Source organism: Castellaniella sp. UC4447_H14, from assembly GCF_052978285.1.
In genome coordinates this window covers 2,179,933-2,192,365 of sequence record NZ_CM129666.1, presented here as the reverse complement: position 1 = coordinate 2,192,365, position 12,433 = coordinate 2,179,933, and the positions used below count along the sequence as shown (strand labels likewise).

9 protein-coding genes are annotated in these 12,433 nt (G+C 64.5%); 7 read left to right on the top strand and 2 right to left on the bottom strand.

What is annotated here, in order from left to right:
* Positions 1 to 4 precede the first annotated feature (4 nt).
* Complete coding sequence (locus ACVCMJ_RS10560) at positions 5 to 1,327, top strand: amidohydrolase family protein (protein ID WP_447081371.1); 1,323 nt, start codon at positions 5 to 7, stop codon at positions 1,325 to 1,327.
* Between the two features lie 31 nt (positions 1,328 to 1,358).
* Here ACVCMJ_RS10560 and ACVCMJ_RS10555 read toward each other — a convergent pair whose 3' ends face one another.
* Entirely contained in the window at positions 1,359 to 2,579 is a 1,221-nt protein-coding gene (locus tag ACVCMJ_RS10555) for a trans-sulfuration enzyme family protein (RefSeq protein ID WP_447081370.1), read from the bottom strand.
* Between the two features lie 25 nt (positions 2,580 to 2,604).
* On the bottom strand, positions 2,605 to 3,678 hold the full coding sequence (locus ACVCMJ_RS10550) for an MBL fold metallo-hydrolase (RefSeq protein ID WP_447081369.1): 1,074 nt from the start codon (positions 3,676 to 3,678) through the stop codon (positions 2,605 to 2,607).
* A gap of 101 nt (positions 3,679 to 3,779) precedes the next feature.
* On the opposite strand from ACVCMJ_RS10550, the gene ACVCMJ_RS10545 reads away from it, so the two are divergent.
* The 6 genes from ACVCMJ_RS10545 to ACVCMJ_RS10520 all read left to right on the top strand — a co-directional run bounded on the left by ACVCMJ_RS10545 (position 3,780) and on the right by ACVCMJ_RS10520 (position 12,297).
* A complete protein-coding gene (locus tag ACVCMJ_RS10545) occupies positions 3,780 to 4,184 on the top strand; it encodes a MerR family transcriptional regulator (protein WP_447081368.1) in 405 nt (134 codons plus the stop codon).
* Between the two features lie 183 nt (positions 4,185 to 4,367).
* On the top strand, positions 4,368 to 5,546 hold the full coding sequence (locus ACVCMJ_RS10540) for an isovaleryl-CoA dehydrogenase (protein WP_447081367.1): 1,179 nt from the start codon (positions 4,368 to 4,370) through the stop codon (positions 5,544 to 5,546).
* Positions 5,547 to 5,550: 4 nt separating this feature from the next.
* Positions 5,551 to 7,428, top strand: coding sequence for a bifunctional isocitrate dehydrogenase kinase/phosphatase (gene aceK, locus ACVCMJ_RS10535; RefSeq protein ID WP_447081366.1), 1,878 nt, complete (start codon positions 5,551 to 5,553; stop codon positions 7,426 to 7,428).
* Positions 7,421 to 8,602 carry an acetyl-CoA C-acyltransferase gene (locus tag ACVCMJ_RS10530; RefSeq protein WP_447081365.1) on the top strand — a complete coding sequence of 394 codons (1,182 nt, stop codon included), beginning with the start codon at positions 7,421 to 7,423 and terminating at the stop codon, positions 8,600 to 8,602. The genes aceK and ACVCMJ_RS10530 overlap by 8 nt, the downstream gene beginning before the upstream one ends.
* Positions 8,603 to 8,668: 66 nt before the next feature.
* Positions 8,669 to 10,270, top strand: coding sequence for a carboxyl transferase domain-containing protein (locus ACVCMJ_RS10525; RefSeq protein WP_447081364.1), 1,602 nt, complete (start codon positions 8,669 to 8,671; stop codon positions 10,268 to 10,270).
* A gap of 11 nt (positions 10,271 to 10,281) precedes the next feature.
* Positions 10,282 to 12,297: an acetyl/propionyl/methylcrotonyl-CoA carboxylase subunit alpha gene (locus ACVCMJ_RS10520; RefSeq protein ID WP_447081363.1), complete on the top strand. Its 2,016-nt coding sequence runs from the start codon at positions 10,282 to 10,284 to the stop codon at positions 12,295 to 12,297.
* Positions 12,298 to 12,433: the final 136 nt, after the last annotated feature.

The following is a 12,433-nucleotide window of genomic DNA, read 5'->3' as shown; positions in this document are numbered from 1 at the left end:
CAGGATGGACACTGCCTTCACCTACATCCGTAAGGGGTTCGTTCTCGTCGAGGGAAAGGCGATCATGGATGTCGGCGAGATGGCCGCCGCGCCCTCGGACGATTCAGTGGGCCAGGTTATCGATACCACCGGTTGCCTCGTGACGCCCGGGCTGATCAACATGCATCAGCATCACTGGTATAACTTGTTGAAAGGGCTTTCCCAGGGCTTTTATCTTGAGGATTGGGTCAAGAAGATCTTATTTCCGGCGACAAAAGCGCTAAGCCGTAACGACTACTTGGTCAGTATGCGGCTTGCCGCTGCCGAGATGCTTCTGAGCGGGACCAGCACCTTTTTCAATCATTCTGTAAAAGGGGTGGACTATGACTGGGTGTCCGCGCTCGCCGAGGTGTCCGAATCAACTGGCATAAGGCAGTTTTTTGGTAAAGAATTGCGTGCAAAGCCTCACGATGGAGTCGCCAGACACCGGGCGGAAGTAGAAAAGCTGCTGCAACGGTATCCGCATGACCTGAATCATCGATTCTGCGTGAATCTGGTATTTGAATCCGGTCAACACTGGCTGGAAAGCGGCGCGACGGACGTGGATCTCGCGAATTACGCGGCGTTGCTCGTCGAGAAATATCATGTGCCGCTCTCCGACCATATTACAGGAGGAACAGGATTTCGCAGCGTCAAGGATTTTCGGCTCAGAGAAGGAATGGGAGAGGTCACCTGGTTACTTCGGCACGGGCTGGTGACCCCGCAGACATTGCTCGTCCATGCCCCCTGGATCGACGAGGGAGAAGTACGTGTGGCGGCCGAGTGTGGTGCCTCGATTGTGACTTGTCCGCCCAGCAGCGCGTTCACGGCGGGTGGTGTGGCGCCTTTGGGTGCCTTTATGGACGGGGGCATCAATGTGGCGTTGGGAACGGATGGTCCGATGGTCAACGATTCGGTCGATATGCTGGATCAGATGCGCGAATGCTTCCTCTTGATGAATGCAAAATATCTCACACCGGCAAAGATCCCGATTCCGCAACTCTGGAACATGAGTACGCGTAACGGTGCGCAGGCGCTGGGGTTCCCGGGCCGGTTGGGTGAGCTGTCTCCCGGTACCGTGGCGGATGTCGCGGTGTTTGATCTTTCGGCGCCGCATTACGGGGGGGCGCTGAATCCTCCGGCGAACCTGATTCTCTCGGGAAGCTCGCGACGGGTTAAGTGGGTCCTCGTGAATGGGGACATTGTGGTCGATCCCAGTGGCATCACCACTTTCGATGTGTTGGAAACTGTTCGCGAATCCCGCGAATTAGCCCACGATCTCGCCCACCGCGCGGGTCTGCTTCATTAGGCGCCGCGCGCGGGGTGTCGTGAGGCCTCTCTCAGGCTCCTGCACCTGCCGCCGCGAAGGCCTGTTCCAGGTCCGCGATCAGGTCGGCCGGTTCTTCCAGCCCGACGTGCAGTCGCATGACGGTGCCGCCCTGCATGCGCGCATCCGCGACCTGGGACCAATAGCTGTGACTGGCCAGTGCCGCCGGCTCCACCTGGGTCACCAGGCTTTCATAGCCGCCCCACGAGTAGCCAATGCCGAACAGACGCAACGCGTCAATGACGCGGCGCACCTGTGGCTCGCTGAAATCGACGGCTACCGACAGGAGGCCGTTGGAGCCAGTGGCATCCCGCTGCCAGAGCGCGTGGCCGCGATCCTGTGGCCAGGCGGGGAAGAAAATGTGGGAAACCTCGGGGCGCTGCGCCAGCCATTTGCACACGGCGAGCGCGTGTTCCCCGCTGGCACGCATGCGCAGCCCCAGCGTGCGGGCGCCGCGGATGGCCAGCCAGGCATCGTCGGCGCTGACGGTGCTGCCCAGCGCATAGTGTGTTTCGTGCAGTTTCGCGATCAGCGCCGGATCTCGGGCAATGGCGGCCCCCAGCATCAGGTCGGAGTGGCCGCCGACGTATTTGGTCGCGGCGATGACGGAGACGTCGGCACCCAGCGCCAGCGGGCGATAGATGTAGCCGGAGCCCCAGGTGTTGTCCGCGATGACGGTCAACCCATGGCCGTGCGCCCAGCTCGACAGCGCGGGCAGATCCTGCATCTGCAGCAGCAGCGATCCTGGCGATTCCAGATACAGCACGCGGGTCTCTGGGCGCAGCGCTGCCTGCAAATGTTCGATGTCGGGCGCTACGAAGTCCATGGCGACGCCCATGCGCGCCAGGATCGTCTTGTGCAGATAGCGCACCGGGCCGTACACAGAGTCCACGACCAGCGCGTGTTCGCCCTGGCTCAAGAACGCGAGCATTGCCATGCTGATGGCCGCCATCCCGGAGGGCGCCAGAAAGGCACGCCGGCCGTCTTCAAGCTGGCACAGCAATTCCTCGAGCGCGGCGTGGGTCTGCAGACCGACACGCCCGTAGGTGGGCACCCGTTCCCCGCGCTGCTTGGCCGCCTGGGCGCGATCCAGCATGTCCATGGAGGCAAACCGCACGGTGCTGGTGCGGTACGACGGCAAAGCCACTGGACCGGACCCCGCAGTCGGGTCCAGTGGCGCCTGGCCGGTGTGCTGCAGCAGCGTGTTGATGTGATCGGAAGTGGAAGAAGTCATGATGAAAGAGGGCCTGTACGCGGTGTCAGGCTCGTTGAAAACGGTAGATGCCATCCGCGCCCAGATGGCGCGTCAATGTGCCTTCAAAGTATAGGGCGTGCAGATGGGCGATGGATTCGCCCATGGCGAATGAAAGCTGGTGCGTGTCCAGCTTTCGGTGAAACAGCACGGGCAGCAGATCATGCGCATTTTGCGGCCGCGCACAGGCCGTCAGCACTTCCGCCAGGCGGTCCGCATGGTGATCGAGCTGCTGGGTGATGCGTACCTGCAGTCCGAGGAAGGGCTTGCCGTGCGACGGCAGCACGAGCGCATCTTCCGGCAGCGGTCGCAAGCGCTTGAGCGAGGCGAGGTACAGGGTCAGCGGATTGGCCTCGGGTTCCTGGGCGAACACGCTGACATTGGTCGAAATGCGCGGCAGCACCATGTCGCCGGAGATCAGTACGCCCAGCGACGGGCACCAGAAAGAAGCGTGTTCGGGCGCATGGCCGTAGCCCCCGAAGACCTGCCATTCGCGTCCGCCGATGGTCAGCGTGTCGCCGTCCATGATGCGGTGGAAGTGAGCCGGGACGTCGGGCACCATCCCGCCGTAATAGTTGCGGCGGACCCGCATCTGTGCCTGGATGTCCGGATCGACCAGACCGTGGCGGGCGAAGTGCCGGATGGACGGCTCGTTCGAGGCCGCGTCGTCGTGCGCTGCGCCGGATTTGCCCGTGCCGCACCACAACCGTGCCAGGACGTAGTCCGTCATGGTCATCCAGAGCGGTACCCCCCAGCGTTCGCACAGCCAGTGCGCCAGCCCGACGTGGTCCGGATGCATGTGCGTGACCAGCACCCGCAGCACAGGCAGACCGTCCAGCGCCTGCGCGAAGACCGTTTCCCAGCATTCCCGGACTTCGGGGCGATCGATGCCGCAATCCACGATCGTCCAGCCGTCGCGCCCGTCGATCCGGTCGCGCAGCAACCAGAGGTTGACGTGATCGAGCGCGAACGGCAGCGGCATGCGCAGCCAACGGACGCCATCGGCGACGTCCACCGCCTCCCCGCCACCGGGCAGGGTGTCACCCAACGGATACTTCAATTGTTGTTCCTGGGGATTCATGTCGATTCGAACTCCGTGCGTTTGCCCGACTTCAAGATTATGTCAGACAATATAACTGACGTTAACGTAAACTGAAGTTGCCCGCCTCCATGGACCTGCCGATGAATCAACCCACCTGGACGATTACAGAACTGTCGCGAGAGTTCGGCGTCACCCCTCGTACCATCCGGTTCTATGAAGACCAAGGTATCGTCAGCCCGGCGCGCGAAGGGCGGCGGCGCGTCTACGCGCCCCGCGACCGCACGCGGCTGAAGCTCGCCTTGCGCGGACGGCGGCTCGGGCTGCAGCTCGCCGAGATTCTCAGTCTCATCAATCTGTACGATCGCAGCGGCGCCAGTTCGACCAAGCAGTTGCGGCACTATGCCGAGGTTCTGTCCAGCCACCGCGAGAAGCTGGAGCAGCAGCGCCGAGACCTGGACGAAACGCTGCGGGAGATCAGCCGCCAGCAGGCGGACTGCGAAGCTCTGTTGCGCGCCCGCGAGGCGCAGCGCGCGGCCGCCTCCTGATCCTGCCGCGACCCGTCCTGGCCGGCGCCTTCGGCGGATCGGCATTCGATGCATAGCCGGTCGTCGGCCGGCCATGGACCCCACCAGCGGCCTTCAGGAGTTCCCTGATTGACGTTAACGTAAACGTTATAGGAAAATTACTCTGTTTCGCTTGTGCGGGGCACCTTCTTCAGGAGACAACTCATGGACCTGCCTGGCCTGAATTTCGATCTTGGCACTGACCTGGATATGTTGCGCGATGCCGTGCGGGAATTTGCGCAGTCGGAAATTGCGCCGCGTGCCGCGGAAGCCGACCGCACCGACCGCTTTCCCATGGATCTCTGGCGGAAGTTCGGCGATCTGGGCCTGCTGGGCGTCACCGTGAGCGAGACCTACGGCGGCGCCGCCCTGGGATATCTGGCGCACATGATCGCAATGGAGGAGATCTCCCGGGCCAGCGCGTCCATCGCCCTGTCCTATGTGGCGCACTCCAACTTGTGTGTGAACCAGATTCACCGCAACGGGACCGAGGCCCAGAAACGCAAATATCTGCCGGGGCTGATTTCGGGCGAACACGTGGGCGCGCTCGCCATGAGCGAGCCGGGGGCCGGATCCGACGTGGTCAGCATGCGCCTGCGGGCCGAAAAGCGAGGCGACCGCTATGTGCTGAACGGCACCAAGATGTGGATCACCAACGGGCCGGATGCCGATACGCTGGTGGTGTATGCCAAGACCGATCCGGATGCCCGGCAGCACGGGATCACCGCATTTATCGTTGAAAAGGACTTCCCCGGCTTTTCGGTGGCGCAAAAGCTCGACAAGCTGGGCATGCGCGGCTCGCACACGGGCGAGCTGGTCTTCCGGGACTGCGAGGTCCCGGCCGAAAACGTGCTGGGCCAGGTCAATGGCGGGGTGAAGGTGCTGATGAGCGGGCTGGACTACGAGCGCGCCGTGCTGGCATCCGGACCGCTGGGGATCATGCAGGCGGTGCTGGACGTGGTGGTGCCTTACGTCCACGAGCGCCAGCAGTTCGGGCAGTCCATCGGCGAATTTCAACTCATCCAGGCGAAGCTGGCCGACTTGTACACCACCATGCAGGCCTGCCGCGCGTACTGCTACACGGTGGGCAAGAATCTGGACCGGCTGGGCGCGCAGCATGCCCGCCAGGTGCGCAAGGACTGCGCGGGGGTGATCCTGTACTGCGCCGAAAAGGCGACCTGGATGGCAGGCGAGGGCATCCAGATCCTGGGCGGCAACGGCTACATCAACGACTATCCCACCGGCCGCCTGTGGCGCGATGCCAAACTCTACGAAATCGGCGCTGGAACGAGCGAAATCCGCCGCATGCTGATCGGCCGCGAGCTGTTTGCCGAAACGGCCTGATGCCATGCGCGACGAAGGCGATCTGCGGCATATCGAGCCCGTCGCGCCCCGCGCATACGGGCCCGAGGCCGTTGCGCGCATGATTCTGGCGGGATTCGATCGCCATTACGCGCTCTTTCGCTACAGCGCACAGCGCGCCAAGTCGCTTTTCGAGTCGGCCGACTGGCGCGGCATCCAGGAGCTTTCGCGCGAGCGCATTGAATACTATGACACGCGCGTGCGCGAATGCGCCGCCGCCCTGGCACAGGCGCTGCGCGGAACGGCATCGGCGCGCACGGCGCCCGATCTGGCGCTCACGGAGGCACAGGTCGATTTCTGGCAGGCCACCAAGGCCCGCTACATCGCGCTGCTGGCCGACCACCGGCAGCCCGAATGCGCCGAGACTTTTTTCAATTCGGTTTCGTGCCGCATCCTGCATCGCAGCTACTTCAACAGCGATTTTCTCTTCGTGCGGCCGGCGGTCGCGACCGAGTACATCGACGGCCCGCGGCCATCCTACCGGTCCTACTACCCGTTGACCGAAGGCCTGCTGCCCAGCCTGACTCGCATGGTGGCGGATTTTGGCCTGGCGGCGCCTTATGAAGATCTCCCGACGGATATCCGCCGCCTCGGCCGCATGGGAATGCGGCACCTGCGTCAAATACTGCCCCGGGGGCGCGGCCGGCGCCTGGCACCGGACTGCCAGATCCAGGTCCTGAGTTCCCTGTTCTTCCGCAACAAAGGCGCCTATATCGTGGGGCGGGTCATCAACCAGACCGCCATCCATCCCTTTGCCGTGGCGCTGCTGCATACGCCCTCGAACCACATCCAGCTCGATGCGCTGCTGCACACCAGCGACGATCTCAGCACGCTGTTCAGCTTCACGCGCGCCTATTTTCTGGTGGACATGGAGGCCCCTGCAGCCTACGTGGATTTCCTGTCGTCGCTCTTTCCGCGCAAGCCCAAGGCGGAGATCTATACCGCGGTCGGCCTGCAGAAGCAGGGGAAGACGCTGTTCTACCGCGATTTCCTGCACCATCTCTCGCATTCCAGCGATGCCTTCGACGCGGCGCCGGGAATCCAGGGCATGGTCATGACCGTGTTCACGCAGCCGTCGTATCCCTATGTGTTCAAGCTCATCCGCGATCACATTGCCAAGGACGGCATGGACGAGGCCACCGTGCGGCGTAAATACCAGCTTGTGAAAAAGCACGACCGGGTCGGACGCATGGCGGATACTTGGGAATACTCACAGGTGGCGCTGCCGCGCGCGCGCTTCTCGCCACGACTGCTCGCCAGCCTGCGGGTCGATGTTCCCAGCCTGCTCGAGGAGTCGGCTGACCTCATCGTCCTCAAGCACGTCTATATCGAGCGGCGCATGACGCCGCTGAACCTCTTTCTGGCCGGTGCATCGGACGCCGCACTGGAGTCCGCCATCAGGCAGTACGGCCAGGCCATCCGTGAACTGGCGGCCGCCAATATTTTCCCGGGCGACATGTTGTACAAGAATTTTGGCGTCACCCGCCTGGGCCGTATCGTGTTCTACGACTATGACGAAATCCAGCCCATGACCGACATGCGGTTCCGCCGGATCCCGCCCGCCCCCAACGAGGAAGCCGAGCTGTCCAGCGAACCCTGGTACCCAGTGGGCGCCCACGACGTATTCCCGGAGGAATTTGCCAGCTTCCTGCTGGGAGCCCCCCGGGTGCGCGCCGCTTTCCTGAAGCACCATGCGGACCTTTTGGATGCACAATGGTGGCAGGATTGCCGCCAGCGCGTCGCCCAGGGGCGCGTCGAAGATATCTATCCCTACCCCCCCGCGCGCCGGCTGCGGTCAGCCCGCCCGTCCCGGTTCGTTCCGGGGGGTGACACCCCATTCGTACCAGGAGACCATCATGTCTGATTCCATCGTCATTGTTTCGGCGGCCCGTACCCCCATGGGGGGAATGATGGGCAGCCTGTCGCCGCTGTCGGCGCACGAACTGGGCGCCATTGCCATCCGGGCTGCCGTCGAGCGCGCCGGCATTGCCGGCGACGCTGTCCAGGAAGTCATCATGGGCAATGTGCTGCAGGCCGGCCAGGGCCAGGCGCCCGCCCGCCAGGCCACGATCGGCGCCGGCCTGCCCAAGAGCACGCCAGCCAGCACGTTGCACAAGGTCTGCGGCTCGGGCATGAAGGCGGTCATGCTCGCGCACGACATCATCAAGGCCGAATCGGTCGATGTGGCCGTGGCCGGCGGCATGGAGAGCATGAGCAACGCTCCCTACCTGCTGCTGAAGGGCCGCCAGGGTTATCGCTACGGTCATTCCACCGTCTATGACCATATGGCGCTCGACGGCCTGGAAGATGCCTACCAGAAAGGCACGGCCATGGGCGTGTTTGCCGAGGACTGTGCCAGCAAATATCATTTCACGCGCGAGGAGCAGGACGCCTTCTCGCTGGAGTCCCTCAAGCGCGCCCGCGCCGCGAACGAGGACGGCAGCTTCGAATGGGAAATGGTGCCGGTCACGATTCATGATCGCAAGGGCGACACCGTGGTGGACAAGGACGAGGCCCCGTTCAAGGCCAAGCCTGAAAAGATCCCCACGCTGAAGCCTGCCTTCAAGAAAGACGGGACGGTGACGGCCGCGAACTCGTCGTCGATTTCGGACGGGGCGGCCGCACTGGTCGTGATGCGAGGCTCGAAGGCTCAGGAGCTGGGAGCCAAGCCGCTGGCCCGCATCGTCGCCCACACGCAGCACGCCCAGGAGCCTCAATGGTTCACCACGGCCCCGGTTGCCGCCATCCAGAAGGTCCTCTCCAAGGCCGGCTGGACGGTCGCCGACGTTGACCTGTTCGAAATCAACGAAGCCTTTGCGGTGGTCACCATGGCGGCCATGAAGGAACTCGAGATTCCGCATGGCAAGGTCAACGTCCACGGCGGCGCCACCGCACTGGGCCACCCGATTGGATGTTCCGGCGCTCGCCTGATCACGACACTGATCGGCGCGCTGCGCCAATCGGGCGGCAAGCGTGGCGTTGCATCGCTGTGCATCGGCGGTGGGGAAGCCGTCGCCATCGCCATCGAAATGCTGTAAATCCGGGCAGCACTCCAGGGGCGGGCGATGCCCGCCCCTGGAGTGCTGCCCCTTTCAGGAACTGTCATGCCGGTCATTGAATCCCGCATCAATCCCCGATCACAAGAATTTCAGGACAATGCACGCGCGATGCGGGCACAAGTCGCGGATCTCCAGACGCAGATCGCCCGTACCGCCCAGGGGGGCAGTGAAGCTGCGCGCGCCAAACATGTCGCCCGAGGCAAGCTGTTGCCGCGCGAGCGGGTGGAGCGCCTGCTGGATCCGGGAACGCCTTTCCTGGAGCTGTCGCCGCTGGCGGCGCACGACGTCTATAGCAACGCCTCGCCGGGGGCCGGGCTGATCACCGGCATCGGCCGCATCAGCGGCACCGAGTGCATGGTTGTCTGCAACGATGCCACCGTCAAGGGCGGCACCTACTACCCGCTGACGGTGAAAAAGCACTTGCGCGCCCAGGAAATCGCTCAGCAGAACCATTTGCCGTGCGTGTACCTGGTCGATTCCGGGGGGGCCAACCTGCCCAATCAGGACGACGTCTTTCCGGACCGGGACCACTTCGGGCGCATCTTCTACAACCAGGCCGTCATGTCGTCCATGGGGATTGCCCAGTTGGCGGTGGTCATGGGGTCGTGCACGGCAGGCGGCGCTTATGTGCCGGCCATGAGTGACGAGTCCATCATCGTGCGCAACCAGGGCACCATCTTCCTGGGCGGGCCGCCGCTGGTGAAGGCGGCGACGGGTGAAGAGGTCTCGGCCGAGGATCTGGGCGGGGGCGACGTGCATACCCGTCTGTCGGGCGTGGCCGACCACCTGGCCGAGAGCGACACCCATGCATTGCGGCTGGCCCGGGAGGCCGTGGCACGGCTCAACCGCCCGGTGCAGCCCGACAGCGGTTCCTGGTCCGAACCGCTGTACGACCCGGCGCAGCTCGACGGCATCATCCCGCAGGACACGCGCAAGCCCTATGACGTGCGGGAAGTCATCGCGCGCATCACTGACGGCTCGGAGTTCGAGGAATTCAAGGCGCGCTACGGAACCACCCTGGTGACGGGATTCGCCCGTCTCTACGGGATGCCCGTGGGCATCATCGCCAACAACGGCATCCTGTTCTCGGAAGCCGCCCAGAAGGGCACACATTTCATCGAACTGTGCTGTCAGCGCAAGACGCCGCTCATCTTCCTGCAGAACATCAGCGGGTTCATGGTGGGCCGCAAGTACGAGAACGAAGGCATCGCGCGCCACGGCGCGAAGATGGTCACGGCGGTCTCCACGGCGGCGGTGCCCAAGTTCACCGTGCTGATCGGTGGCTCGTTCGGGGCCGGCAACTACGGCATGTGCGGGCGCGCCTTCAGCCCCCGGCTGCTGTTCATGTGGCCCAACGCTCGCATCTCGGTCATGGGCGGCGAGCAGGCGGCCAGCGTGCTGGCCACGGTGCGCCGCGACAGCATCGAACGCAAGGGCGGCCAATGGTCGGCCGAGGAAGAAGAAGCCTTCAAGGCGCCCATCCGCGCTCAGTACGAGCACGAAGGCCATGCCTATTACTCGACGGCGCGTCTGTGGGATGACGGCATCATCGCGCCGGCGGACACGCGCCGCGTCCTGGGTCTGGGGCTGGCGGCCGCACGGCACGCCCCGATCGAAGAGACGCGCTTCGGCGTATTCCGGATGTAAGGAGACAGTTCGTGTTTGATACCATTCTGATCGCCAACCGCGGCGAAATCGCCTGCCGCGTCGCCGCAACGGCCCGACGCATGGGCATCCGCACGGTGGCGGTGTATTCCGATGCCGATGCACACGCTCGCCACGTGCAGGCCTGCGATTTGGCGGTCCGCATCGGCGGGCCGGAGCCCGCCGAGAGCTACCTGCGCGTCGAGGCCATCCTGGAAGCGGCTCGCCGGACGGGGGCGCAGGCCGTCCATCCGGGCTATGGGTTCCTGTCGGAGAATGCAAAATTCGCCCAGGCTTGCCAGGATGCCGGTCTGGTCTTCATCGGCCCTCCTGCCTCGGCAATCGCCGCCATGGGCAGCAAATCGGCAGCCAAGACCCTGATGGCCCGCGCCGAGGTGCCGCTGGTGCCGGGCTATCACGGCGAGCGCCAGGAGCCTGACTTCCTGCAAGAACAGGCGCGCGCCATCGGCTATCCGGTGCTCATCAAGGCCAGCGCCGGCGGCGGCGGCAAGGGCATGCGAACGGTGGAGCGCGACGCGGACTTCCAGGCGGCTCTGGCGTCCTGCCAGCGCGAGTCCGCCGGCAGCTTCGGCAGCGCCCAGGTGCTCATCGAACGCTATTTGCAAAAGCCGCGCCATATCGAATTCCAGGTCTTTGGCGATACGCACGGACAGTGCGTCTACCTGTTCGAGCGCGATTGCTCGGTGCAGCGGCGCCACCAGAAGGTCATCGAGGAGGCCCCCGCGCCCGGCATGACTCCCGAGCGGCGCAAGGCCATGGGCGAGGCGGCAGTGGCCGCCGCCCAGGCCGTGGGGTATGTCGGTGCCGGCACGGTGGAGTTCATCGTGGAACCCGACGGGCGTTTCTACTTCATGGAAATGAACACGCGGCTGCAGGTCGAGCACCCCATCACCGAAGCCATCACGGGCCAGGATCTGGTGGAATGGCAGCTTCGTGTGGCGGCTGGCGAACCGCTGCCGCTGCGCCAGGAAGAACTGCGCATCAGCGGCCACGCCATCGAGGCGCGCATCTACGCGGAGAACCCGGCCAACGACTTCCTGCCCAGCATCGGGCACCTGGACGTGCTGACCTGGCCCGAGCATGTGAATTTCCGCATTGGCGCGTTGCGGGTCGATGGCGGCGTGCGGGAAGGCGACACCATCACGCCCTATTACGATCCGATGATTGCCAAGCTCATCGTCCATGCCGACGATCGGGAGCAGGCGCGTCAGCGCATGCAGCGTGCCCTGGGCGCCGTCTGCTGCACCGGGCTGCAGACCAATATTGCGTTCCTGGGGCGTCTGATGAGTTCCCGGGCCTTTGCCACGGCTGATCTGGATACCGGCCTGATCGAACGCGAGCATGATCACCTGTTCCCCGCTGCGCAGGCCGCACCCGACGTGGTCCTGGGCCTGGCCGCCGCCGCGCTGCTGCCGGCTGCCGTATCCCCCGCGTTCGGCAGCACGGGGACGTCCGATCCCTGGCAGCTGGCCGACGGGTGGCGGGTCGGCGCCCACTATGCCCGGACGCTGACGCTGGAGGACGCTACCGGCGCCCGCAGCCTGCATGTCCGTCGTGATGGCGGCACCTGGACGCTGACCATCGACGGGGGCGAGCCCCAGCCGTTCCATTGGCGTGCATCCGATGGTCGCGCAACGGACATCCGTATCGAGCTTGGCGCCCGCGAGGCCCAGGGGCAGGTTCATCGCCGGGCGCTGCGTCTGGATGTCTTCAGCGATGGTCAGCGCACGACCTTGCAATGGCAGGATCCGATCGCGCTGGCCAGCACGCAGGTCGATGACGTGGCGGGGGGCCTGACAGCGCCCATGCCGGGCAAGATCCTGTCGGTTGCCGTGGCCGTCGGCGACGTCGTGCAAAAGGGCACGCCGCTGATCGTGATGGAGGCGATGAAGATGGAGCATTCCATCGAGGCGCCGCACGACGGCACGGTCCAGGAAATCTTCTATGGCGTCGGCGATCAGGTCCAGGAGGGCGTGACGCTGATCGGGCTGGAGGCCTCTGGAGCCTAGGCTCCTGGACGGAGGGGCCGATCGCACGCCGTTGGTGGGAAAATGGCAGACCATCGCCTCATCATCCGGTATTCCGGCCACCAAGGAGATTCATTCGCATGCGGTCCACGAAAGAAAGTCCTGTCCGTCGCCGAGC

Bases quoted from the DNA above. Each gene is read 5' to 3' on its own strand.
- ACVCMJ_RS10545 (WP_447081368.1), top strand. From the start codon at position 3,780: ATGAATCAACCCACCTGGACGATTACAGAACTGTCGCGAGAGTTCGGC.
- ACVCMJ_RS10550 (WP_447081369.1), bottom strand. From the start codon at position 3,678: ATGAATCCCCAGGAACAACAATTGAAGTATCCGTTGGGTGACACCCTG.
- ACVCMJ_RS10525 (WP_447081364.1), top strand. From the start codon at position 8,669: ATGCCGGTCATTGAATCCCGCATCAATCCCCGATCACAAGAATTTCAG.
- ACVCMJ_RS10530 (WP_447081365.1), top strand. From the start codon at position 7,421: ATGTCTGATTCCATCGTCATTGTTTCGGCGGCCCGTACCCCCATGGGG.
- ACVCMJ_RS10540 (WP_447081367.1), top strand. From the start codon at position 4,368: ATGGACCTGCCTGGCCTGAATTTCGATCTTGGCACTGACCTGGATATG.
- ACVCMJ_RS10560 (WP_447081371.1), top strand. From the start codon at position 5: ATGGACACTGCCTTCACCTACATCCGTAAGGGGTTCGTTCTCGTCGAG.
- ACVCMJ_RS10555 (WP_447081370.1), bottom strand. From the start codon at position 2,579: ATGACTTCTTCCACTTCCGATCACATCAACACGCTGCTGCAGCACACC.
- aceK (WP_447081366.1), top strand. From the start codon at position 5,551: ATGCGCGACGAAGGCGATCTGCGGCATATCGAGCCCGTCGCGCCCCGC.